Origin of the sequence: Streptosporangium nondiastaticum (genome assembly GCF_003011965.1) — a bacterium.
Taxonomy (GTDB): Bacteria; Actinomycetota; Actinomycetes; order Streptomycetales; family Streptomycetaceae; genus Streptomyces; species Streptomyces nondiastaticus.
The window spans coordinates 1-20,912 of sequence record NZ_PXWG01000120.1 but is presented as its reverse complement, the minus strand read 5'-3'; the positions used below and the strand labels follow the sequence as shown (position 1 = coordinate 20,912).

19 protein-coding genes and 1 pseudogene are annotated in these 20,912 nt (G+C 67.5%); 14 read left to right on the top strand and 6 right to left on the bottom strand.

Annotated features, from left to right (window positions below; all coding sequences use genetic code 11):
• Window positions 1–30: 30 nt before the first annotated feature.
• Entirely contained in the window at window positions 31–423 is a 393-nt protein-coding gene (locus tag B7P34_RS28210) for a DUF4345 domain-containing protein (RefSeq protein ID WP_106681017.1), read from the bottom strand.
• 86 nt (window positions 424–509) lie between these two features.
• Here B7P34_RS28210 and B7P34_RS28205 point away from each other — a divergent pair, with 86 nt between their 5' ends.
• The 5 genes from B7P34_RS28205 to B7P34_RS28185 all read left to right on the top strand — a co-directional run bounded on the left by B7P34_RS28205 (window position 510) and on the right by B7P34_RS28185 (window position 5,038).
• Window positions 510–1,109, top strand: a complete 600-nt coding sequence (locus B7P34_RS28205) for a TetR/AcrR family transcriptional regulator (protein WP_106681016.1) — start codon at window positions 510–512, stop codon at window positions 1,107–1,109.
• A gap of 217 nt (window positions 1,110–1,326) precedes the next feature.
• Complete coding sequence (locus B7P34_RS28200; protein WP_146166952.1) at window positions 1,327–1,593, top strand: hypothetical protein; 267 nt, start codon at window positions 1,327–1,329, stop codon at window positions 1,591–1,593.
• A gap of 587 nt (window positions 1,594–2,180) precedes the next feature.
• Entirely contained in the window at window positions 2,181–2,633 is a 453-nt protein-coding gene (locus B7P34_RS28195; protein ID WP_223268317.1) for a hypothetical protein, read from the top strand.
• A gap of 44 nt (window positions 2,634–2,677) precedes the next feature.
• Complete coding sequence (locus B7P34_RS28190; protein ID WP_106681014.1) at window positions 2,678–3,067, top strand: hypothetical protein; 390 nt, start codon at window positions 2,678–2,680, stop codon at window positions 3,065–3,067.
• A gap of 792 nt (window positions 3,068–3,859) precedes the next feature.
• Entirely contained in the window at window positions 3,860–5,038 is a 1,179-nt protein-coding gene (locus B7P34_RS28185; protein ID WP_223268316.1) for a protein-L-isoaspartate O-methyltransferase family protein, read from the top strand.
• A 763-nt stretch (window positions 5,039–5,801) separates the two neighbouring features.
• On the opposite strand, the gene B7P34_RS28180 is transcribed toward B7P34_RS28185, so the two are convergent.
• Window positions 5,802–6,236, bottom strand: a complete 435-nt coding sequence (locus B7P34_RS28180; protein ID WP_223268315.1) for a DUF6228 family protein — start codon at window positions 6,234–6,236, stop codon at window positions 5,802–5,804.
• 99 nt (window positions 6,237–6,335) lie between these two features.
• Here B7P34_RS28180 and B7P34_RS28175 point away from each other — a divergent pair.
• The 3 genes and pseudogenes from B7P34_RS28175 to B7P34_RS28160 all read left to right on the top strand — a co-directional run bounded on the left by B7P34_RS28175 (window position 6,336) and on the right by B7P34_RS28160 (window position 8,688).
• A protein-coding gene (locus tag B7P34_RS28175; protein WP_106681012.1) for an IS5 family transposase occupies window positions 6,336–7,155 on the top strand; the annotation gives its coding sequence in 2 pieces (ribosomal slippage) (window positions 6,336–6,677 and window positions 6,679–7,155; 819 coding nt in all).
• Between the two features lie 135 nt (window positions 7,156–7,290).
• Window positions 7,291–8,336, top strand: a pseudogene (locus B7P34_RS39820) (IS630 family transposase); the annotation flags it as partial.
• A 31-nt stretch (window positions 8,337–8,367) separates the two neighbouring features.
• Complete coding sequence (locus B7P34_RS28160; protein WP_106681011.1) at window positions 8,368–8,688, top strand: MafI family immunity protein; 321 nt, start codon at window positions 8,368–8,370, stop codon at window positions 8,686–8,688.
• Window positions 8,689–8,917: 229 nt separating this feature from the next.
• On the opposite strand, the gene B7P34_RS36915 is transcribed toward B7P34_RS28160, so the two are convergent.
• On the bottom strand, window positions 8,918–9,436 hold the full coding sequence (locus tag B7P34_RS36915; RefSeq protein WP_146166951.1) for a hypothetical protein: 519 nt from the start codon (window positions 9,434–9,436) through the stop codon (window positions 8,918–8,920).
• Between the two features lie 866 nt (window positions 9,437–10,302).
• On the opposite strand from B7P34_RS36915, the gene B7P34_RS37715 reads away from it, so the two are divergent.
• Together B7P34_RS37715 and B7P34_RS28135 are read left to right on the top strand one after the other, a co-directional pair.
• On the top strand, window positions 10,303–10,734 hold the full coding sequence (locus B7P34_RS37715) for a DUF5958 family protein (RefSeq protein WP_189383109.1): 432 nt from the start codon (window positions 10,303–10,305) through the stop codon (window positions 10,732–10,734).
• A 320-nt stretch (window positions 10,735–11,054) separates the two neighbouring features.
• Window positions 11,055–11,468, top strand: a complete 414-nt coding sequence (locus tag B7P34_RS28135; RefSeq protein ID WP_146166950.1) for a hypothetical protein — start codon at window positions 11,055–11,057, stop codon at window positions 11,466–11,468.
• A gap of 330 nt (window positions 11,469–11,798) precedes the next feature.
• Here B7P34_RS28135 and B7P34_RS28130 read toward each other — a convergent pair whose 3' ends face one another.
• Window positions 11,799–12,599 carry an N-acetylmuramoyl-L-alanine amidase gene (locus B7P34_RS28130; protein WP_106681005.1) on the bottom strand — a complete coding sequence of 267 codons (801 nt, stop codon included), beginning with the start codon at window positions 12,597–12,599 and terminating at the stop codon, window positions 11,799–11,801.
• Window positions 12,600–12,789: 190 nt separating this feature from the next.
• Between B7P34_RS28130 and B7P34_RS37710 the strand changes: the two genes are divergently transcribed.
• Window positions 12,790–13,026 (top strand): hypothetical protein, encoded by a 237-nt coding sequence (locus B7P34_RS37710; protein WP_189383107.1) that lies wholly within the window; start codon window positions 12,790–12,792, stop codon window positions 13,024–13,026.
• Window positions 13,027–13,859: 833 nt separating this feature from the next.
• On the opposite strand, the gene B7P34_RS28120 is transcribed toward B7P34_RS37710, so the two are convergent.
• On the bottom strand, window positions 13,860–14,273 hold the full coding sequence (locus B7P34_RS28120) for a hypothetical protein (RefSeq protein WP_223268314.1): 414 nt from the start codon (window positions 14,271–14,273) through the stop codon (window positions 13,860–13,862).
• 131 nt (window positions 14,274–14,404) lie between these two features.
• Between B7P34_RS28120 and B7P34_RS28115 the strand changes: the two genes are divergently transcribed.
• Together B7P34_RS28115 and B7P34_RS28110 are read left to right on the top strand one after the other, a co-directional pair.
• Window positions 14,405–14,659: a hypothetical protein gene (locus B7P34_RS28115; RefSeq protein WP_106681003.1), complete on the top strand. Its 255-nt coding sequence runs from the start codon at window positions 14,405–14,407 to the stop codon at window positions 14,657–14,659.
• Between the two features lie 421 nt (window positions 14,660–15,080).
• Window positions 15,081–15,881 carry an SDR family NAD(P)-dependent oxidoreductase gene (locus B7P34_RS28110; protein ID WP_106681002.1) on the top strand — a complete coding sequence of 267 codons (801 nt, stop codon included), beginning with the start codon at window positions 15,081–15,083 and terminating at the stop codon, window positions 15,879–15,881.
• A gap of 40 nt (window positions 15,882–15,921) precedes the next feature.
• Here B7P34_RS28110 and B7P34_RS28105 read toward each other — a convergent pair whose 3' ends face one another.
• The gene (locus B7P34_RS28105; protein ID WP_223268313.1) at window positions 15,922–16,542 is read right to left on the bottom strand and encodes a TetR/AcrR family transcriptional regulator; all 621 of its coding nucleotides are present in this window, start codon (window positions 16,540–16,542) and stop codon (window positions 15,922–15,924) included.
• Window positions 16,543–17,268: 726 nt separating this feature from the next.
• Here B7P34_RS28105 and B7P34_RS28100 point away from each other — a divergent pair.
• The gene (locus B7P34_RS28100; protein ID WP_223268312.1) at window positions 17,269–18,450 is read left to right on the top strand and encodes a GDSL-type esterase/lipase family protein; all 1,182 of its coding nucleotides are present in this window, start codon (window positions 17,269–17,271) and stop codon (window positions 18,448–18,450) included.
• Window positions 18,451–20,912: the final 2,462 nt, after the last annotated feature.

The following is a 20,912-nucleotide window of genomic DNA, read 5'->3' as shown; positions in this document are numbered from 1 at the left end:
TCCGCCGTACCCCCGAGACGGCGGAACGGCTCAGGCCTGAGCTCGTACTGCCTGTTCCTCCGCGTCCGCGAGCCAGAAGTACACCGGCGGCAAGGCAAGTTCGATCACCATCAGCACGATCTGGAAGCCGTGCGGCCGTCCCTCTGCTGCGAGGGAAAGCAGCCGGCTGAGCCCGCCCAGCAGGAACACCCCGGCCAGTAGGCGCACCGTCACCGCGGGGATCGGCGTCTGCCGGACCGCCCGCAGCCAGGCCAGCCCGTAGCCGGCGAAGACCGCACCCATGAACCGGCCGAAGCTGTCGACCGTCGCGCCTGCGTCCTCGGCGCCCGGAATCGCCGCGTTCCCCGCTGCCGCGTGGTACAGCACGATGGCCACGCATGCGATCCCCATCGACCATGCGAGTACCCGCAGAGTCCTGGCCATGATCTCGGCTCACCGCCCCCCACTTAGTGGACACGTGTCTACTAGCGTGCTGCCGTTAGTAGACGTGTGTCAAGTAGCCTTCTGTCATGCCGCCACGCCAGCGCCTCACCCCCGCCGACCGCCGTGCCCAGCTCCTCGCCGTCGGCGCGCGGCTCTTCGCCGCTCGCCCTTACGAAGAGGTGCTGATGGAGGACATCGCTGCACAGGCAGGCGTGTCCCGCGCACTGCTCTACCGGCACTTCCCCGGCAAACGCGAACTCTTCGCCGCGATCTACCAGCAGGCAGCCGACCAACTACTTGCCAAGAGCCGGTTCGATGCCGCCGGCGGCCTCGTCGAGCAGCTCGTGGAGGGCATGGACGCCCACCTCGACTACTTCATTGCGAACCGCAACACCATCCTCGCCGGCAACCGCGTCCTCGCCGGCGACCCCGTCATCCAGACGATCATCGCGAACGAACTCGACGTCATCCGCACCCGCCTGCTGAGCGTTCTGCCCCTCACTGATGACACCGCCCGACAGGCCGTCTCCCAAGTCCTCAAGAGCTGGCTGGTCTTCGTCCGGGTGCTCGTCGTCGACTGGCTGGCCGACGAAACCTGCACCCGCACCGAACTCCGCGACGTGTGCGTCGGCTCCGTCCTCGGCGCCATCCGCCCGCTCCTCGCCGCCGGCCCCGCACCCCGGTAGTGGCATCCGAGACACGCGTGGAGCTGTTTCGGTGTCAACCTCTGTCAGGCTGGCGCCGACGGCCCAACACGCTTGTTCCAGAGGTCCCATGACCTGCTCCCTGCCGCGTGTGCAGGGACGAACCCGACCGCGAACCCCTCTCCGGCGAACCCAACGACTGCGTCCCGCGTATGCGGGGATGGCCCTGGTCATGGTCCAGCTTGCGCACACCCTTGTCTTGGAGAACGTCTTCTTCACCTGGCATCGCGCGGGTAAGGGCATGCACGTCATCGTCAAGGAGAGTCAAGCTCTGCCCGAGGTGCTGCGCCTGTCCGATCCCGGCGTGGCGAAGATGCCCGAGTTCGCGCAGCTGTTCAGTCTCGGAGCGGGCAAGAGGAGGATCTGCGTCGACCTGGACGCCCACCGGTTCCCTGGGCGGCGTTTCGTTGTCATGGGCCGCTTCGGGTCTTCTCGTGTGCGTGTGTATGCGGCTTCAGTGCTTTGACGTGGCAATGTCAGAATATTGATCACGGGTGACCGTCGGCCCGAGCAGTCCCCGCAGCCCCGGGATGCCTCGCCTCCTGAGCCTGTCGACGCCCCGGAGCCGACGAAGGCGCCGGATAGGGATTCCGGTACGGGCCCGGCGGATGCGCCGGAACCCGTCGGCTCGCGCGATACGGGCGCAGAGCAGGTGGACGATGTCCGGAGCCGGTGGCTGCGAAGGAAGTCGGCAGTGCGCCGGAGAGCAGTGACGACGCCCCGGAACCGGAGTCCGAGCAGCTCGGCGTTGGAGGAGCGGGCTGAGGTGCCGGACGCCGTCCCTTCGGGTCAGGTGGAAGGCCCGGTCGATGCCCCGGAGTTCGGTGATGGGCCCGCGAGCGACGGTTCGGGGGACGAGGCTCCCGAACCGTGGGAGGCTCCGTCCTCCAATAGCACGATGGGACACCAGTACTCGTCCTTCCACGGCGACGAAACTCCGCTGCCGCGCGGTGCCGACGACCTCTCGCACGCCATGCGGTCCGACTACATCCCCCGGACCACCCCAAGTCGAGAGTTCCGGCGTCTCCTGAGAAACCCGGCGACATCTTGCTCTTGACCGGCGACCATGCGTACCTCGAGCCGGACCTGACCACGATCGGGTATGACCAGATGACCCAGCTGCACCGGGAGATGACAGCCCGGATCGAAGGTCACCACGACATCATCGTGCACGGTAACGATAGGGGCCTCTTCATGCCCGGCAGGAAGAACGCTGCGGGGGTGGACTTCCCGCCGGGTGAAGTGAGTGCGGGTCACATAGCCGAGGCGATTCGGAACAACCCCAGCTACAACGGTGGACCGATCAGGCTCATCTCTTGCCACACCGGAGTCCTCAAGGAGGTTGCAGTGGGCATTCCCACCGCCCAGGCGCTGGCGAATGAGATGCAGATTCCGGTGACGGCGCCGACGCACGAGGTGGGTATCTATCCGTCCCGTGGCAAGGGTCAGGAACCGGAGGTGCAGAATGGTGGCTACTGGCGGACTTTCCTTCCCCTTTTTGACTGACACCCCCACTGCCGCCTCGGCTGCCCCAGCGACAGGAACTGCCCATGAAGGTCCTCGGTTTCCATGAAGAGACCTGGCCCGCAACCGCCGGCTCCGTGGGCAGCATCCGTGATGCCGTGACGGATACGCCCAGCCCCGACGAGCAGGAGATCGTGGCCTACCTGCGCGGCGGGCACGTGCTCTTCGCGTCCATGGGCGTGGTGGATGATGTGCTGGGGTCGGGCGAGACCATCGTTGGTGGTGGATCCCTGTTCACCGACGGTGGATGGGTGTGGCGGGGAGATCTCTCGTTCTACGTGACCACTTATCACCTCGCTCTGCCGGACGAGTTCGTCAGCCGGGTCCGTGCAGCGGGCTTCCAGGTGCCTGCAGTCGGGCAGGAGTGCCTCATGGAACTGACGGACGCGGTGCAGGCGCTCCGGTCGGCAAAGTAGGAGTGGCAGATACGATGCGCTGACCTTCAGGATCCTGCTGTGAATTCAGAGGGGGGCGCCTCTACGGACAATGCCGCTGTGCTCCCCGCGTGCGCGGGGATGCACCCATTCACGATGAAACGGTCCTGAAGGCACGTCGCTGCTCCCTGCGCTCGCCGGGGGGATCCAACTTTGCCGGATCCGCACCGGGATCCGGTAGCTGATCCGGTAACGGTGCTGACCCCGAAGCCCTGCCCCCGGAGCGGAGAGCCTGGTACGGGCGGCCTGGAGCACGAAGGCAGCGGTGCGGGGTCTGCCCTGCGCCTGCTCGCGCGCGTACGGCAGGATGAACCCTGCCGGTCGCCCGGCTGTCATGAGTCGAGGTCGGTCATGCCCTCCAGCCCTGATCCTGTGGCTGAGGCTTCTGCCGCTACGACTCTTAACGCCCGTCCTGCTTGCGGCGGGAGCTGCGCCCGCCACAGGCAGCAGGCAGTCGCCAAAGCGGTATGTCACCTCGCTCGTCTGCATCCTGAAGGCCGTGACGAGTATGTGCGAGCCGGCATCAGTTGTGGGGGAGGGCTGCTGCGCCGGGGCGCCTGGGTGGCCGGTATCCGGGTTCTGCGGTGGGCCGGAAGCTCTGCAGGGCCGGTCGTTTCCTCTACCGTGGGCGGGAGACCCGAGGAGGCCGGATGTGGACGTCGCGCAGGCAAAACACCGCTCGCCCATCGGAGATGACGGGCACCAGCCCCACCGGCCCGTCCCCCCGCCCCCTCCGCCTTCGCCGCCGCCTCCGGAGGAGAAGTAACCACCGTCGTGAAGACCTTCTCGGCCGTAACCGCCGCTCACGTCGACCGGCTGCTCGCCGACGTCACCGAGCTCCTCGGCCGGCAACTGCCGCCCAAGGCCGTACGTGCGCTGCGCACGGTCCCACGACACCTGTTCCTCCCCGACCGGCTGTGGCTGCGCGACGACGAAGGCGGTTACCAGCCCTGCGGCCGCTGGGCGAACCCGGACGAGTGGCTCACCGCGGCCTACACCGACATCCCGCTGGTCACCCGGTTCACCGACGGACTGCCCTCCTCATCGGCTTCCATGCCCTCCATGGTGCTGCGCACCTTGCTGCTCGCCGGTATCGGCGACACCGCGAGTGAGACCGGACCGCGAAGCGTGCTGGAACTGGGCACCGGAACAGGCTTCAACGCCGCCCTGCTCTGCGCCATCCTGGGTGACGACGCGGTCAGCACCATCGAGCTCGACCCCCTGCTCGCCGCACAAGGGGAACGCAACCTTAAAGCCGCGGGTTTCGCGCCGGCGGTCTCCTGCGGTGACGCGGCCGCCGGGTGGCAGCCCGGAGCACCGTACGAGCGGGTGATTGCGACGTTCTCCGTCGACCAAGTCCCGCCGGCCTGGGTGGAGCAGACCGTAGCCGGCGGGCGTATCGTCACGCCGTGGACCTCGGCTTGGTGCCGCTACGGAACCCTCGAACTGACGCCCGGCCAGGACGGAGCGGCCCACGGCCGGTTCCACGCCTTCGCCTCGTTCATGCCCATGAGACGCGCCTGCCGGGACACGGCGGGATCCGCGACCGCGTCCGCACAGCACAAGGGAGTGACGCGCTTGTCGCCGTGGCTGGTCGCGGGTGGAGACCTCGATGCCGAGTTCCATCTCGGCTTGGCTGTCCCTGGCGCATCCTTCGCCTGGGACACCAGTGGTGAGCACGCCCCTACTCGCCTGCACATCGCCGACGAGACAACCCCGTCCTGGGCAGCCGTGGACCACGACGGCCACAGCGCCGACCACTTCACCGTCACCCAGGCGGGCCCAAGGCTGCTCTGGGACGAGATCACCGCCGGATACACCCATTGGGAGGCGCTCGGGCGCCCCCGCATCGGCCAGTACAGGCTGAGCGTGGATGCGGCTGGTGTACACACGGTGCAGGTGGAGACAGGGTGCGGCAGATCCGGGATCACCCTCCCTGGGGAGCCGGGCTGATACCGCAGCGGGGTGGTGGCCCGGCGGTGACAGCTGCTCAGATAGAGGGGTGGTGTTGGCGGCGGCGTCAGCAGGGCCAGTGCAGGTTAGAGGCGGCGTCGTAGCTCGATCCCGCCGGTGCCAAGGAGCGTGCTGCCGTTGTGTGCGCCCTGCCCGACGAGCCCCGTCCGCCGGGCGCCCGGCCCGAAGCCGGCACCGTCTCCGTGATCGTCTTGAAGGCGGCTCGCGTCCGGCCCAACTGCCTGATGTCTCTCTCGTATTTCCTCCAGGGCATTTCCCAGCCTGGCAGTAGCCCGGCTTCTCGTGCCTCAACGACGCATAGGCTTGAACGGGGGACTGGCCTGCAGGCCGGACCGGGAGTGTGCTGCAGCACCTCGACCGAGGGGCCTGAGTCGCCCCCTGGAGTTTGAGCACCGTGTGCTTGAGGCCGGCTGGCTGGGGGGTGCGGCTGTCTCTGGAGTTCGGCTGGTGTCTGGTGCAGTTCTGGAGCGGGAGTCTGCCGGAGGGGGCCCCGTCCAGCCGTTACATCTGTTGTCGTTACTGGTCACGCAGCTGTTGTGGCGGTTAGGCCTGCGGTCGGGGCAGTTCTTGGTGTCTGCTCGGCTGCCGGTAGCGCGAGGGTTCTGCGGGCCTGCAGGTGCGGCCTGTGAGTAGTGAGCCTCACAGGCAGTTTCTCCAGGTGGGGGAGTGATGGAGGGGGGTGTGCCTTTGCGGGTATCTTGCAGCCTTTGTGTATTAGAGGTTGTCTCACGTGGTGGCTCAGCTATCCGACCGTGCTGGTGAGAAACATCTGGAACTCTGCGGCGAGGTTTCGCATCTCCTCGCCGGCCGCATGCACGGTGGTGGTCTCGAAGTGCCACTCCTCGGACGGAGGCCGGTCGTGGATGCCCCACGTCAGGTGGACGTAGCCGCCCGGGCGGTGCTCCGCCGAGATCGTCAGGTCGCGTTCCAGGGAGCGCCAGCTGCGCGCTCCTTCCCAGCCGCGGAAGTCCTCGGCCAGTGAGGAGAGGAAGGTGTCGAGGCCGTCGCCGTCCCACGTCCGCACCAGGGTCTCGATGCTCACCCACTGCCCGCGAGCTTTCACGAGGAAGTCGAGTGTGGGGTCTTCCCCATAGGGTCTTGTAGGCTCGGAGAAGCGCAGGTGGACCGGTCTCGGTCCGGGCTCTCCCACGCGTACCGCGGGTCCATCTTCGGTCATTTGAGCAGGTTAGAAGTCGTGGGGCTCGATGACCAGCTGATATACCAGCACTGCCCCGGCCGCGGGCCGCGGGTGCCGCTTGGGGCATGATCGTCCGTCATGGCTGTGGATCTTGCGCGGGAACTGGTCCCCGATGGGCTGTGGAAGATAGCCGCGCCGCTGATACCGCCGTTCCGGCCCAGACAACAGGGCGGTGGGACAGCGCCGGTGGCGGACCGGAAGGTGTTCACAGCGGTGGTCTACGTGCTGACCAGCGGTTGTGCCTGGCGCTACCTGCCGCCGGCGTTCGGCACCTCGTCGGCCACTGCGCATTGCCGTTTCACGACGTGGACCAAGGCCGGTCTGTGGCGGCGGCTGCATCGGGCGGTGTTGGACGAGCTCGGTGCCAGGGGCGAGCTGGATTGGACCTCAGCGATCGTCGACGCCGCATCCGTCCGCGCGAAAGGGGGGGGGCTCGCTGACCGGACCGAACCCGGTCGATCGCGGCAAGAAGGGCAGCGAGCTGCATGTGCTGTCCGAAGCCCAGGGCATCCCGCTGGCCGTCGCGGTCTCCGGCGCGAACGTGCACGACAGCCAGGCCTTCAAGCCGCTACTCCTGGGCCTCCCCGCCATACGGTCCCGGCGCGGGCCACGACGACGGCGACCGGTCAAGGTCCGCGCCGACAAGGCATACTTCTCCGCCGAACACCTCGCCTGGCTCCGCTCACGACGGCTCATCCCGCGCATCGCGCGCCCGGGGATCGAGTCCGGCGAGCGGCTCGGCCGACACCGCTGGAAGATCGAGAGATCAATCGCCTGGCTGTTCGGCTACCGCCGCCTCGCCGTCCGCTATGAACGCAAGGGCAGCCACTTCCTCGCCTTCCTGGGCCTCGCCGCAGTTCTCACCTGCTACAAGAAACTCGCGAAACTCACCACGTGAGACAACCTCTTAGTGTAATTTTGTATTTTTCTTTGGAGTTGCTTGATTTCTGGTGTGGTTGGGGAAACATGCAGGTCGTTTCCTCTGTTCCCCGCGCTCGCGGGGATAGGGTCCTGCACGTTGCTGGTCGGTGTCAGCACCAGTTCAGTGTGGTATCGGCGCGCGATGGTGCTGCTGGCCTCGGCCGGAGGTGACCAGGTTCCGGTGATCGCCAAGCTGGTGTAGGCCGACGGGGATACCGTCCGGGATGTGATCTACCGGTTCAACGAGATCGGCCCGGCCTGCCTGGATCCTAGGTGGGCGGGAGGCCGTCCCCGCTTGCTCATCCATGGCGACGGGGGCTTCGTCATCAAGATGGTCACTACCTGCCCGGCCAGGCTCAGTCAGCGCTTCCCGTGCTGGTTCATCCGTAGGCTCGCCGCCTACCTGCGGCGCATCCACGGTCACGTGATCCGGATCGACTGCGAGGCGTTACGGTGCCTCCTCGTCCGCCGCGGCGTCACTTTCCAGTGGACCAAGACGTGGAAGGAGTCGCCCGATCCTGAGCGTGACGCCAAGTGGGACCGCGTTGAGGACGTGCTGGCGTGTTCTCCGGATCGCTTGTTCGCGTTCGATGAGTTCGGGTCGCTCAGTATCCGCCCCACCGGTGGTCATGCTGGGCCGGGCAAGGCTGGCCCGAGAGGCATCCCGCGACCTATCACCGCACTCATGGGGTGCGCTACTTCCACGGGGTTGCTACTCCGTCGGCGACGACGCCTTGTGGGGCGTCGACCGCAGGAAGATGGGCGCCGCGAACACGCTGGCCGCGCTGAGGCCGATCCGTGCGGCCCGCCCGGACGGAGTCGGTCTACGTGGTCCTGGACAGCCTGTCCGCCCGCCTATAACGACGAGACGATTCGGCACTGGGCGAGGAAGAACCGGGTCGGGCTGTGCTTCACCCCGGCCTACGTGTCCTGGGCTAACCCGATCGAGGCTCTCTTCGGGCCGTTGCGGCAGTTCACTGTCCCGACTCCCACCACCGTAACCACACCGCGCAGACCCGAATCCTCCACGCCTACCTGCGCTGGCGGAAGCAGAACGCATGGCACCCCGACGTGCTGAGTGCCCACCGCAGGGAGCGGGCTTGGATCCGCAGCGAGTGGGGCATCCGCTGGGGCGGACGACCGGCGAAAGTCGCGTGACCCTACGGTCGGTATCAGCAACACTGACGCCATGACCGTTGATCGTGAGGCGCTTCAAGCCAGCTGGAACCAGACCTATGGCCACCTCGACGCCGCCCGGGCCCACCTGATGAGCCTGCCAGACATCGATCTCTCACCGACCCTTGAGTTCCTGGAGCACAACGAGCTCGGACTCGCCTTCGACTCCCTGGTCGATCTCGGTGACGACCTCGACCTGCCGCTCGCCTACTGGCACCACCTGGATCAAGCAGCTCGTGAGATGCGGCTCTACACTGATGCGCGGCACAAACCCCACCTCACGGCTGCCGACCTCTGCTGCCGTCACCTCGCAGCTGCCTCCGAGAAGGAGTGACCGCACCTCGGCAAACCTTCCCGGTCACAGACACAGCCCGTCACCCCTGGTTCCCGCGCGTGCGGGGATGGGCCCACGACCACTGAACCGGAGTCGGCGAGACGAGCCTGCTTCCCGCATGCGCGGGGATGGAACCTGCCGCGTTCCTCGCGGGCGAGCTGGCCCGGGCAGTGTCTCGGCCCCTGGAGCCGCTTGCTCCCGCTGTCGGCCTCGGTTGTGGTGTGAGGCGTCAGTACCGCAATGCGTTGCGGACTTCGGCGGTGATCGTACCTGTCAGGTTCCTGTTGCTCCGGGCAGTGGCGTGTGCGGTGCCACCCGCGGCGGTCTCGGGGACATCGAGGACGATCATGTCGAGCAGGTTGCCTGACTGGTCACTGAAATTGATCAGGATGGTGTAGCGCCTGGCCTTGGAGTCGTGGTTGGTGATGCCCACCGGAACCTCCGCCCGGCCGCCGGAGCTGGTCACGACGGAGCCGAGAGTGACGTCCGCCTTGGCGTTGAGACCGCCTTTGACGTTCGCCAGGGCGGCCTCGGCGGCCGCCTCGGCGGAGGCGACTGCGGAGGAGACCGCGGACGCTGCCGCACTGCTGGCGGCGGAGGCGACAGCGGACGCCCCCGATCTGGCTGCGGACGCGGCCGAGGATGCGGCGGAACCGGCAGGCTTGTTCGATGAGCACCCGGACAGTCCGGCCCCGCCCACCATGATGACCAGCGCGGCAGAGACGCATCGGTTGACCTGACGTTTCATGGAATCTCCCGGCTCGACGGTGCTACCCGTCCAGCCTCAGCTGGCCAAGGCACGCCGCGCCAGTAGGGCACGCGCGGCACTCGGGTGATGCCGACGGTCATCAAGGCGTGACGATGACCGGAGCAAGGACGCAGGGGAAACCTCGGAATGCCTGCTTGGGCGCGATGGCGGGCAGTGTTATCACGGTGCCGCCTACGCCCTCGCTGGCCTGTCCTCGAGCCGGGTGGACGACAGTGCGGTGATCGGGCTGCACATCAACCCGGACGCGCGGATCACCAGCGTGTTCACACATCCCTGAGCCACGTCATTCCTTGAAGGAGCCCGGTGTCCCAGCCCCAACAACCTGCGGACTGCTGCGCCTGACCACGATCCAAGTTGGCAGCCGCACCAGGCACTCCAGGACCAGCCTTCGCCGGCACCACCTGGCCCGGCGCTCCCAGACCCAGCGGCCTGTGCGACATCATCACCTCCTACCGGGAAGCCCTCACCGAACAAGCAGCCCTGCGGGAATCACAACGTGGACGCCTCCTTCAGCGCCTTCTCCAGTGTCAGCGCCCCACTCTGCGTCTGACCGCTCTAACTCACTTCTGACATGCAGCGGGCATCCCTGCCCGCAGGCGCAGCCTCGGTGCCCAGGCGTGGCTGTGCCGGCTTCTTCGGGAGCCGTTTGGTGGCCAGCCTCGTGATCGATGTCAGTGACTTTTGGTTTCGCACAAGTGCCGCGAGGGTGCCTGGCGGGCTGCGGAGTGAGAGTCCTGTGGCACTGCCGGATCGTGGGAGCGGGCTGTTCCGGGTTGCTGCTCGTGCGGCTTTCGGGTGCGGATACCGGCCTTTGCCCGGGACCGGAATCGTGAAATCATCAAGCGATGAACGAAACGAGCATCGACGACGGCCGCGCCTTCCGGTGTGAGACCGAGCGGGTTGTCAACGAGATTGCCCAGGGGCTTCGCGCGTTGGACGCTGGCGTGAGCTGGTTCTCCGGCCTCGCCCCGGCACGCCGGCAGGAGGTACTGCAGGAAGTCGCCGGCTATGCGATGCAGGCGCATATCACCGCTGCGGACGGCCGTGCGGGGGTGGCCCGGTCCGGTGTGAAGCCCACGGCCAACCCCGCGGTGATGATCTGCATGGACCCGCCCCGCTACGGGTTCGCGGGCCTCCCCGCCGCCGAGTACGTCACGTCATTCCGTGTCCTCGTTTCCGTGTTTGCCATTGCCGACACTCGCCGCCGTGAGATGTATTGCAAAGGCGCCTGCGGGCATGCATGGCACAACCTGCCGGCGGCAACCGAGCAGCCGTAGCCTCGGCCCTTCCGGCTCTGCCGTTCGGGCGGCAGTGGCAGGAGACAGCCGTTCGGGAATTGCAGGCGCCACAAGCCGTCGCGCGCCCGCGGGAGGGTTGGCCGGGGGAGGTCGAGGGCCTGCAGGTCGGCCTTGCGGGTGCACAAGGCAAACGGAGCCGGCTCGATGCCGAAGCGGCCGGCCCGCCTGTCCTCGGTGGTCCCTCTTGGCGTTCCGGTCTTCGCTGGCATCGCCAACCGCGCTACCGCCATATCACCGGGCCTGAACCATCGTTGAAAATCTATGGCCTCTACAGCGTGGCGGTGCCTACGCTCCGGCCCATGCGCACTGTGTTCGTGTTCCCTGCAGGTGAGCGAGATCAGACCATCGCTTCACTCGATCGACACCTGTCCCACCAGCGTGAGCCGTGGACTTTGGACGGCAACCTCTACATTGACATCGACGACGAGGAGACCGGCTGCCTCTTCTCCGACTGGGATTCCGAAGACATGGCCATCCTCGAAGCGGCCGTAGGGCACCACCCCGGTTGGGCGGTGCAGATCGACATCTCCGGACGGATCGACGGCACCGCAGAGGTTCACCACCTGGTCGCGATGCTGCTGGAGCATGGAGGCGTGGTGATGGATGACTACACCGCCCACCCATGGACCCTGCCGGAGATCCTGTCTGGAGCAGTGATCGACGGTCTGCGCTTCTTCGACTTTCGCGGTTATCACAAGCACGGGCGCTCCTGACTCAGTCACCTCTCAAACGCCAGTTCAGAGAAGAGCCCGAACCCGGTCGCATCTCGCGGCAGAGAGGTATACGTCCAGCCTGCGCGGCACCTGCCGTCCCAGTGCCCGCCTTGCTGCAGGACGACGCGGCTGTCCTGTCTCAACAAAGTTGGTTGTCCGCGCCGTGCTGACCTGCGTGAACTGGATTGGGTGAGACGCAGGGATTCGGTTCGTTGTGACGGATATCGGCTGTCGGGGCCGAATGGGCTGTAGCCGCGTACCCGTCTGATCAGTCCGATGTGGACCGGGCTCGCGGCGTGTCGGCCAGTCTGCTGATGTCGACCTACTCGGTCAGGCGGTGACCATGAAGCCGTGCCGCTGGCCGAGCTTGGTCAGGGATGGCTGATCGGGGACCCCGTCCGCAGCGGCGCCTTCGTAGCCGAGGCGCCGCTGCCATGCCGCGTACGCTGTGATGGTGAGGCACCCGAAGTGGCCGTCGTTGTTGATGTTGTCGAGCAGGCCCTCGGCATGCAGCGCCCCTGCGACGAGGCGGACGCCGTCGGGGTAGGTCGGGTGGTCTTGCGCGGCGCCCGGGTCGGAGCGGGTCAGGGCGATGAGGCGGCCGAGGTCGATGCCGGGCTCGCCGTCCGTGTCAAGTGCCAGGATCTCCGTGGCGCGGGCGATGATCCGGCCGCGCTGTGCTTTGCGCTTGTCACCAGGGCAGTGCGGGTGCCCGCCCCAGGCGTCGCCGCCGACTCCGTGCCAGGTCAGGCCGGGCTGGGTCGTGCTGTCCACGACGTGCAACGGCCAGCCGAAGGTGGAGTTCCCCCAGGCGTAGATGTGCGCCACTCCCTCCACCTGGGCGGCGGTGAGCGGGGTGTCCGGGTGGCCTTCGGTCTCCACGCTGGCGTAGTACGGGTTGCCCAGATGCTGCGCGAAGGCGTAGTCGACGCCGGTCTCGACGTACTGCTCGATCCGGCCCGCGGTGCTGACCCAGAAGTCGGAGCTGACCGGCTTGGCGGGATTGTTGAAGAAGCCGTGGGGGCTGTTGGTGCCGTCCTGGACGTGCAGGACCAGGCCGCGGTGTTCGAGGACACCATTCTTGTGGGTATTGACGACGGGCCGCCAGGCAGCGCCGGGCATGCGTGCCATAGGTTCTCCAGGGCATGGCCGAAGCTCCGGCCAGGACGGCACCGGAGCGGAAATGAGCGGGATGGCTCGGTCCATGACGGCCCGAGCGGCCAGCGGGTACAGCTCAGAATCTGCATGACCCGGCCGCGGACCCTGTGGACGACACGGACCGCATTCGGGTGGATGGAGCCGTGCGCGTCACCGGTGGCCTGTGAGGCCGCGCAGGGTACCGAAGGAAGGCGCGGATGCCGTCGGCGAGCAGGACCGTCCGGGGCGGGCCGATGCGCCCGCTCACTGTTATGCCAGTGCAGCCAGAATCGGTACCCAGACACCCAACGAGGTCATCGCCGAAGGCCTCCAGAAGGAGTACTTCCAGGACTACGGGCGCCGCGCTTCCGGCCTGGAAGTCGAATTCACAGGTATCGACTACATCGACTTCAAATTCTAATCGGGAATCACGAGCAGCAGAGCAAGACGGGAGCCGCAGCCGGGAACTACCAGGGTCGGAGCGGCGCCATCTCTTCAACGTCCTCCTTGCCCGACCAGCCGAACCCTGTAGAACCATTCCCCCCGGGGGAGGGCGGGCCAGCCACATGGTCCCACCCCTCAGGCGCTGAGCACCCGCGGTCTTAGGGTTCGGAAGCTGCCTACCCTCTGTCGACGACGAGATCGTTTCTGCTTTCTCCCGTGACGACCACGAAGGCCATATGGGCATTGCGGGATTCTGCACCAAGCTGGCCAGCAGGCGCGTTGCGGCCTTGAGCTGGAACCATTCAATATTATCTCCGAGTCGCCAGTAGCTACTCCTCCCAGTCGCAAAGGCCAGCGACGAACACTTCCATCCGGAACTTCTCCGCACCGGCTGCGCCTACCTTGTGCACACGGGTTGCTGCAACCTCAGTGCTGTGTACCCATGTTCCATCTTTGTCAGAAGGAGCGTGGGTGTTCGTTCAGTGACATCTGAACCACGGGGAACCCAGAGTGAACGACGTGGGCGACACCACTCTCTGAGGGCTTTTCCCTTCGAGCTCCTTGAACCCCAAAGCCCTACCGAAGTAGACACATAGCCGTCAGGCTCCGCTACTTCTTCCTTATATGTGGCGCATGTCCGCATTCCCGGTGGGCCGCAGCGGGAAGTTCTCCGCCGCTGCAGTGGTGGCAGATCCCGTATTGAGGAATCTGCACAAGCGCCTTGCCCGGCCGCGTGCCCGTTTCGCCGCTGGCCAGGTGTCCTGTCTCGCACGGCGCTGTGGGCCAGTGCAGAGGGGTCGAAGTCACTCTCTACGGGCCTGCCGGGCCGGCACCACCGGTTCGTGCGGAGGCCGCTGCCTCCAGCAGAGGCCAGCCGTCGAGTTCCACTGTCCGCTGCTCTCCCGGCTGCCACCCATGAGTCAGCGCCATGTCGAGCAGGGCCCGGACAGCGCCCGGCTCGTGCAGGTTCAGGTCTGCGCCTTGGGTAAAGCCCACGTCCCCAGAGCCGAAGGGGGCCCCGCCCGGGACGTACTGGCCCGGGCCCGAGGCGAAGACGATCTGTAGCGAGCCGCCGGTGCCGGCCGGCTGCGGGTACAGCGTGAGGGTCTGGCGGCAGTCCGCAGACCGGCCGCTGTCCAGCACTCGATGGCTGTGACGGACCGTCCACAGGTACATGCGACCGTCGGCGACCAGCTGGCGGGGCTTCTTCGGATGGCGGGGCACAAAACTGAGCGTACGCCTGATCGAATCGAGGCCAGCAGGCTCGGATGACAGCCCCCCCCGGCAGGCTGTGAGCTGTGAGGCTCACAGCCTGTCTGCCCAGGTAGACAAGGCGATCCGTGAGCCTGTGAGCTGTGAGCAACCCAGGCGTCTCTCTGCTGCTCGATGCCGCCGACCGGTACCGCATCGATACCGTCAGGCTCTGCCTCACCCGCACCGGCACCCTCGCCACCTGGACGGCGGAGGAGTACCTGGACCTGCTCGGCGCCTGCCGCCAGGATCTGACCACTTTCCGCGCTGCCCTCGGCGAACTGCTCGACGGCTGCACCGCCGACACGGAACCGTACGACCCGGGAGAGACCAACCGCGTTCAGCGCCTGCTCCGGTGACTGGCCTCCCGCCGTCCCGCCCGGCCACTGCGCGGTCTGCGCCCCTGCCCTGCCCTGGCTCCAGCCGCTGCCCGGAAGTACTGCTCGCACTGGTGCACCGTCCGCGCGACCACACTCCGCAAGAGGGGGCTCCCCGGCTCGGTCTGGTTCGGGCTGGGCTTGGGGTGTTTGTGGTTGTGGCTCAGGTTGAGTAGCAGGCCCGGCGTGATGAGCCGATCGCCCGGACCGGGCTGGTCCCCGCCTCATCGTGGCGTTGTCTCCGACCAGGGGCTTCAGTGGCTGTTCTTGTCCGCGCTCGTCTTGGTGTGCTCGTGAGCGGGTCCGGATACAGCAGTAAGTCTACAGCTGTATACTTGCGTGTCGGATACCTCGCATCACCACAGAGTGCGGGCCGCGAGGCGGCCCTGAGAGGGAACACGAGATGAACCTGAACCTGACCGGTAAGCGCGCGCTCGTCACAGGTTCGAGCGCGGGGCTGGGTAAGGACATTGCGAAGCTGCTGGCAGCCGAAGGCGCCGCGGTCGTGGTCCACGGCCGGGACAAGGACCGTACGCAGGGGGTCGCGCAGGAGATCCGGGAGGCCGGCGGGATGGCCGGCGCGGTTGTCGGTGACCTCGCCGACGACCGCGCCGCCGCCGACGTCGCTCGCGCCGCCGCGGCGGACGGTCCCGTTGACATCCTCGTCAACAATGCCGGTTTCTACCGGGAGCTGTCCTGGGCCGAGGCCACTGCCGACGAGTGGCGCGACACTTACAACGTCAACGTCGTCTCAGGCGTCCGCATGATCCAGCATCTGGTTCCTGCCATGCGCGAACGCGGCTGGGGTCGTGTTGTCACCATCGGCGGCGGGCTCGCCTCCCAGCCGATGAACAGTCACCCCCAGTACAACGCCACCTTGGCCGCCCGGCATAACCTCGCTGTCTCCCTCGCCCGTGAACTCAAGGGCACTGGCGTCACGTCCAACGTCGTTTCCCCCGGGGTGATCCTTGTTGAGGCCACCAAGGACCTCGTCACCAGCATCGGGCCCGCCCGTGGCTGGGGCCGGACCTGGGAGGAGATCCAGCCCCACGCGGTGCAGGCTCTCCTCCCCAACGACCAGGAGCGCTTCGGTGAACCGGAGGAGGTCGCGGCAGCTGTCGCCTACCTCTGTAGCGGCTATGCCCAGTACGTCAGCGGAGCCACCATCCGCGTCGACGGCGGGCTCATCCGCTCCGTCTTCTGAGCGCACAGACTCCGCTGTCCCGCGTGCCGGCGATGGACGGCTACCCGTCGGTGCCGTCGAGACGGGTTCCGGGTACAGACGTGCCGTCCGCCTCGCGGATGACCGGTTCGAGCATGTCGGTGAGGAGGGCGGTGAGGCGGGCGTCATCGGCTGTGACGAGCGCGGTGGTACCGACGACACTGCGCAGCAGCCACGTTCCGGCGACCAGTGCGAGGGCGAGCTGCGCGCGCACCTCGGCGTCCGGTCCGTCGAGCAGCTCTGCCAGACGGGCCCCCACGTTGGTCTCCACGCCCTGCCGGACGATGCCCGCCGCCTCCGTATCCGGCGCCGAGCGCAACAGCAGGAGAAACGGGTCGAGCCGCTCAGTGCCGGACGCGGTGCGCTCGGTGAGCGTGTGGGCGATGGCACCCGCCAGGCCGGTGCGTTCGTCGCCGACGATGGTCGGCGGTGCGAAGGCACGAGCGACGGCCTGCGCGAACAGGCCCTCCTTCGAGCCGAAGTAGCGGTTGATCATCATCGCCGTCACGCCCGCCCGCTCGGCGATCTGGCGCACCCCGGCCCCGGCGTACCCGTGCTCGGTGAACTCCACGACCGCGGCGGCGAGGATCGCCTCGCGCGTCGCGGCGGCGTCGCGCCTGCGGGCAGGATGTGCAGTGCTCATGGTCAGGAGCATACGGGGGCGCCGATGCACGGATTACGGGACGGCGGAGCCGCGATCAGCGCGCTGGAATCCCCGCTTTCACCCTGTCCGCCTCAACCTCCGTCCTGTGTAGCTGATCAGAGTAATTCCGGATTTACCTAGACAATTCCGGCGGAATGCTCACACTCGCGTTGACTCAACCAGCCCAGCAGGAGTCGGATACGGGAAAAGGGGCCACTCATGTCAGCCCGGCCCCGGATTCCCAGCTCAGAGGGTCGCCGTCCAGGGAGGCCAACCGGAGTGCGCCGGAAACATGCGGTGTCCTCCTTCCGGGCTCAGTTACCCGAAGGTCGCTTGGCGCCTCACAGCACGGGGTCCTATGACCGCCGCCAACACGCCATCGACACGGCCTTAAAATCACGGGGCATCATCGAGGGTTCACTTGCGTTCGCCCGTCCAGCCTTCCCTTCGCCTGTTGCTCCTCGATGGCCGGGACGCTCTTGGGTTTGAACGCTCCGCTTCACACCCGACCGTTACCAGCGACGCATGGGGGCGCGGGGACGGGCCTTGGACACTGGCCCGAAGTTCAGCTGATCGGTACCTCCTTCACGTGGCTGGACTTACTTACCTGGAGCGACTTCGTGTCGCACACTGAGCGTTTCAGTTGGCTAGTGAGCGTTGTGCTTTGCCAGGTGAGCGTGTCGGCTTGTGTGTCAGGGTGGTGGTGGAGAACTCGCGGGTGTGCACATGCATCCGGACCTGAGAGCGTTGGGAGTCGTGGCGGTGGCGATGCGGGCATTTCCGCTGGTGGGTGGGCCGGTGGAGTTACGGGGTGCGCTGGATTTGGAGAGGACGCAGGCGGGGGTGATGCCTCGCCGGTTGCCCGCGTGGACCAAGGAGCAGTACCAGGACCCGTCGGTCTACGGGGTGACGGTGATGCCTTCGGGGGTGCGGCTGGTGTTCCGCACCGATGCACGTGAGCTGGAGTTCGAGGTGCTCACCTCCACAGGACAGCTCGACAGTGACCCCCGGCCTCGCCCGACCGGGATGCTGGAACTGCTGGTGGACGGTGTCCACGCCGGGCGTCGGCAAGCACCGGTGGGCAATGTGGTGCGGATGGCGGGCCCCGGGGCCGCGCAGCGACTGGTCCCGGGGGAGCCGGGGACCGTACGGTTCGCCGGACTGCCGGCCGGCATGAAGAATGTCGAGCTGTGGCTGCCCCAGCAGACCCCCACGGAACTGCTGGCGCTCCGCGCTGACGGCGAGGTGCTGGCACCGTTGCCGGACGGCCGGCGCCGCTGGGTGCACCACGGCAGTTCCATCAGCCACTGTCTCGAAGCTGACGGCCCGACCGGCACCTGGCCGGTGGTGGCGGCTTCGTTCGGGGGAGTGGAGGTGATCAACCTCGGCCAGGCGGGCAACGACATGCTGGACCCCTATGTCGCCCGGACGATCCGCGATATGCCCGCCGACCTGATCAGCCTCAAGACAGGCATCAATATCGTGGGCCTGGCCACCTTCCGGCTGCGGACGTTCGGCCCGGCGGTGCACGGGTTCCTCGACACGATCCGGGACGGTCACCCGGACACCCCGCTGCTGCTGGTGTCCCCGGTGAGCTGTCCGGCGCTCGAGGCGACTCCCGGCCCGGTCTCGATGGGCCCCGACGGGAAGATCACAGCCCTGGGCGACCCGGCCGATGTGGCCCGTGGGGCGTTGTCGCTGGCGGTGGTCCGTGAGGAACTGGCCCGAATCGTGGCGGCCCGGCGAGCACACGATCCCCACCTGCACTATCGCGACGGACGCGAACTGCTCGGCCCGGACGAGGCGGACGACCTTGCCGACGGCCTGCACCCCACCGCCGCCGCATACCGCCGGATGGGCAAACGCTTCGCCGCGCACGCCTTCGCCGACGACGGCCCGTTCCGCTGAGTGACCGGGGGCTCCGCACCGAAGGGCCTCTGATTGGGGTGATCGGCTTCCGGGGCCGGGTTTTCGGTGAGGTAGCGCTGGACCGATGGTGAGAGGCCGCCGCAGGAGGCGGGCGAGGGGGAGTCCGAGCCTGCTGCGCAGGGCTCGGGTGGCGGTGTCGGCGCGTCGGGTGGCTACGGGTTTGGCTACCGCGCACGCGGCGGCCCGCCAGGAGCAGGCCCACGGCGGCGCTATTGGCCGGCAGCGCCGGGGCACCGAGGGCTGCGAGCGTCGTCATGACTGCGAGGTCCCCGGTCAGCAGGGTCCAGCTCAGGGAGCCCTATCGGGCGGCCCGCAGCCGGTCGCTGCCCCGGGCGCCATGTGGTGCAGCACCACCGGGTGACCGCGGCCGTGGCCGCCCCCAGCGCGACGAGCGGCACGGTCGTCCTCATGAATGGTTTCCCTTCCAGGGCCTCGGGCCGCATCCGCTCGTCGTCGCTGCAGGGGAGAGGGCGCCCGTCCCGGCATGCCTTCCGTGGGACAGGCGCCGCTCGGTAGCGGTGACCAGGATTCCGGGCAGCAGTGCCAGATCTGCCGCGCCTTCCGCGTCGTCGGCCCAGCGGGTGGTCTGCAGTGGGTGAACCTGGTCGAGGAGGATGCCCTCCCGTGCCAGGACGAAGGCCAACGCCAGCATGGCCGCGCGCGCGTTCCCGTCCTCGAACGGAATGGAAGAAGAGGATGTCGAGGTAGGTCCGGGCAGTGCGTGAGGGGAGGGGCAGATCCGGGTGGGTGCTCTCGGACAGGCAGCGCTCGAATCGCGCCCGCGTATCAGGTGCGAGGCCGTAGCGCTTTCGTCCGCCCTTCGCGAAGGCCGGATCCGCTGTGCCCGCCCGGCCGGCTCGTGGAGCTCCGCGCAGTTCCGCTGGACCCTTGCCCGGCCCCTGCCCCACCTGCCCGCGGACCGGTTTCATCCGCAGGTCCGTCGGCTGTACTGGCCCGTCAGGAACTCGGTGGTGGGGTCCAGTGAACGTCGGCGGTCCTCGCGAGCGATTTCAGGGCTGGGCAGCAAGGGCACGATAAGGCCCGCCAACTTCTCCGCTGCATCGGCGTCCGTCTCAGATGGATATCGAGCCGGATCGGCATCTTCCCGCGTCAGTGTGTGCCCATGGTTCGCTCACCGTCCTGCTCTGCCTTGCATAGCTGCCCTGACGCTACTCCGTATCGAGTGGCCGCTCGCTTAGCGGGAAGCGGTCTTCAGCCAACCGGGAAGCGATCTTCAGTCGCTTCTGTCCCGTCTGGTCAGCCCTACGCGTGAACACCCCCCTATGTCACGGCTGGTCAACTGGCGTGCCGTCACTTAACGGCTGGGGGGAAGAGGAAAATCCAGGGTGTCCTGGACTCGCCCTGGGCCGGTGCCCTCGCCCGGCTCGGGCATGCCCGAGCGGTATCGGCGCTGAGTACGGACAGGAGAACGGCCGCCGGGAGTGGGGTTCCCGTTCGGGCATCAGGGGGGGGAGTGTAGGCGCCGGTGGTCTCGTGCGTGTGGCTTCGGCTCTTTCCCGCCCTGTGCCGGTGCGCGGTCGGGGACAGGCTGTCCTCAGAGCCGACAGGCGATGAAGGGGCTGCGATGTCCGGTCTTGCGTATGAGGACCTGGAAGAGACCGCCAGGCTGAAGGCGATCATGTGTGTGACCGGACCGAACGTGCTCGGATATACGGGGGCGGTCACCCGGGCGGGTGGTATACGCGCTCTCCACCGAGCAACTCGTCGAACTCAACCCGCCGTCGGGTCAATGGCCGATGGTGGCGCAGGACGGCCCCGCCCTGGTCGATGAGGCGCGCGCCCCCATCGACCTCTACTACCGGCCGCACAGACAGGCCCATCTTGCACCGAAGTCGGCCGGCTACCGGGAGCCGTTGCGGACGCGGCTGCGCGATGGCGACCCGGCGCTCGCCGACCGACCAGGAGCTGTCCGAGCCGACACTCCACGGGCGGCGCCGGGCCGACGACGGGCACACGTCCTCACAGAAGCGCCGGTGAACGGCGGGGGAGGACTGCCTTCCCCCGCGCGGGGGAGGCGGCGGTACGGATCTCCTTCCGAGGCCGGCTTGAGGCCGGTCCTCAGGGACGACGCCGGGGACGATGGTGCGCATGACTGCCACCCGACTCGCCCCCGGCCTTCCGTCCCGGCCCCGCTGGGCCGTCCGGGGGCGGCCCATGCCGCCGCGCTGGTCGCCCTGCCGTGCGGGATGTGGCGCCTGCTGCTGGTAGCCGGTCTCACCGCCGGGTACGCCGAGAGCGGGTACGAGGTGATGGGTTTCACCCGGTGGGGTGCGGTGTATGTGGTCGGGCTCAGCACGGCCGGGGCAGAGCCATCCGTCTCACCATCGCCGAGAACCTCGACTTCTTCGCCAGATTCCCTTTCGGGGAGACGCTGAACTTGGTCGGATACGCCGAGCACACTGCCCGGACGACGACGGGAA